This is a genomic window from Komagataeibacter kakiaceti JCM 25156 (assembly GCF_000613305.1).
This window is the reverse complement of record NZ_BAIO01000462.1, coordinates 1-1,876: the sequence shown is the minus strand read 5'-3', so window position 1 is coordinate 1,876 and position 1,876 is coordinate 1. Positions and strand designations below refer to the sequence as shown.

At 64.8% G+C, this 1,876-nt stretch carries 2 pseudogenes; one reads left to right on the top strand and one right to left on the bottom strand.

From position 1 onward, the window contains the following. A pseudogene (locus JCM25156_RS25105) lies at nucleotides 1-191 on the top strand (branched chain amino acid aminotransferase); the annotation flags it as partial. Between the two features lie 114 nt (nucleotides 192-305). On the opposite strand, the pseudogene thiC reads toward JCM25156_RS25105, so the two are convergent. After that, a pseudogene (gene thiC / locus JCM25156_RS25100) lies at nucleotides 306-1,876 on the bottom strand (phosphomethylpyrimidine synthase ThiC); the annotation flags it as partial.

Below are 1,876 nucleotides of genomic sequence, written 5' to 3'. Positions count from 1 at the left end.
AGGAAGTGTTCGCCTGCGGCACGGCGGCGGTGGTCTCGCCCATCGGGCGCTTCCGTGGGCATAAGGGGGAAGCCGTGATTGGCGGGGGCGCCGGTATCGGCCCCGTTACCGAAAAGCTGCGTAACGCGCTGATCGGCATCCAGCGCGGCACGGCTCCCGATCCGCATGGCTGGGTGGAAAAGGTTCTCTGACCGCACGGCTGCGTCCGGTTCCGGGGCAATGGCAGGGACGCTTCCGGAAACGCCGCCTTTTTGAAAAAAGGCGGTGCCCGGACCTTTCTCCCCGCACGCGGGGAAGGCGGTGCGTTATTCCGCCGGTGTCACAACATCTTCCACCGGTACGTAGAGGCGGTTGCCGCTGCTGCGGAACTCCTCCTTTTTCTGTTCCAGCCCGGCCTCGCGCTCGGCATTGGCGCGCAGGTCGTGGCTTATGCGCATGGAACAGAATTTCGGCCCGCACATGGAGCAGAAATGCGCGTTCTTGTGGGCGTCGCGCGGCAGGGTTTCGTCATGGTAGGTGCACGCCGTATCCGGGTCGAGTGACAGTTTGAACTGGTCATTCCAGCGGAAATCGAACCGCGCGCGGCTGATCGCGTCATCGCGGATGCGCGCGGCCGGGTGCCCCTTGGCCAGATCGGCGGCATGGGCGGCGATGCGGTAGGTGACGACGCCCACCTTCACGTCATTGCGGTCCGGCAGGCCAGATGTTCCTTGGGGGTGACGTAACACAGCATGGCCGTGCCGAACCAGCCGATCATGGCCGCCCCGATGCCCGATGTGATGTGGTCGTAACCCGGCGCGATGTCGGTCGTAAGCGGGCCAAGCGTGTAGAAGGGGGCTTCCCCGCATTCGCGCAACTGCTTTTCCACATTGACCTTGATCTTGTGCATGGGCACATGGCCCGGCCCCTCGATCATGACCTGGCAGCCCTTCGCCCATGCGATCTTGGTCAGTTCCCCCAGCGTTTCCAGCTCCGCGAACTGGGCGGCGTCATTCGCATCGGCAATGGAGCCGGGGCGCAGCCCGTCCCCCAGCGAGAAGGCGACATCGTAACGGCGCATGATGTCGCATATCTCCTCGAAATGTTCATACAGGAAGCTCTCGCGGTGATGGTGCAGGCACCACCCCGCCATGATCGACCCCCCGCGTGAGACGATGCCGGTAACGCGCCGGGCGGTCAGCGGCACATGGCGCAGGCGTACGCCGGCATGGATGGTGAAATAGTCCACCCCCTGCTCGGCCTGCTCGATCAGCGTGTCGCGGAAGATTTCCCATGTCAGGTCTTCGGGCACGCCACCCACTTTTTCCAGCGCCTGGTACAGTGGCACCGTGCCGATGGGCACCGGGGCGTTGCGCATGATCCAGTCGCGGATGTTGTGGATGTTGCGTCCGGTGGACAGGTCCATGACCGTATCCGCGCCCCAGCGGATGGCCCAGACCATTTTTTCCACTTCCTCCGCCACGGATGAGGTGACGGCCGAATTGCCGATATTGGCGTTCACCTTCACCAGGAAGTTGCGCCCGATCACCATGGGTTCAAGTTCGGGGTGGTTGATGTTGGCGGGCAGGATGGCGCGGCCCGCCGCGATTTCGGAACGCACGAATTCGGGCGTGACGAAGGCGGGAATGTCGGCCCCGAAATCCTCGCCATCGGCGCGGCGTTCCTCCGCGCCCCCGACCATGGTGGCGCGGCCAAGGTTCTCACGGTGGGCGGCGTAGATCATTTCCTCGGTAATGATGCCCGCGCGGGCGAATTCATACTGCGTGACCATCTGGCCGGGCCGGCTTCATGCACCGTGTGCGGCGCGGGGCAGGGGGGGACGAGATGCTCCCCCGTGCGCGAAGCCGTTATCTTCGGGGCGGACGGCGCGCGGGAC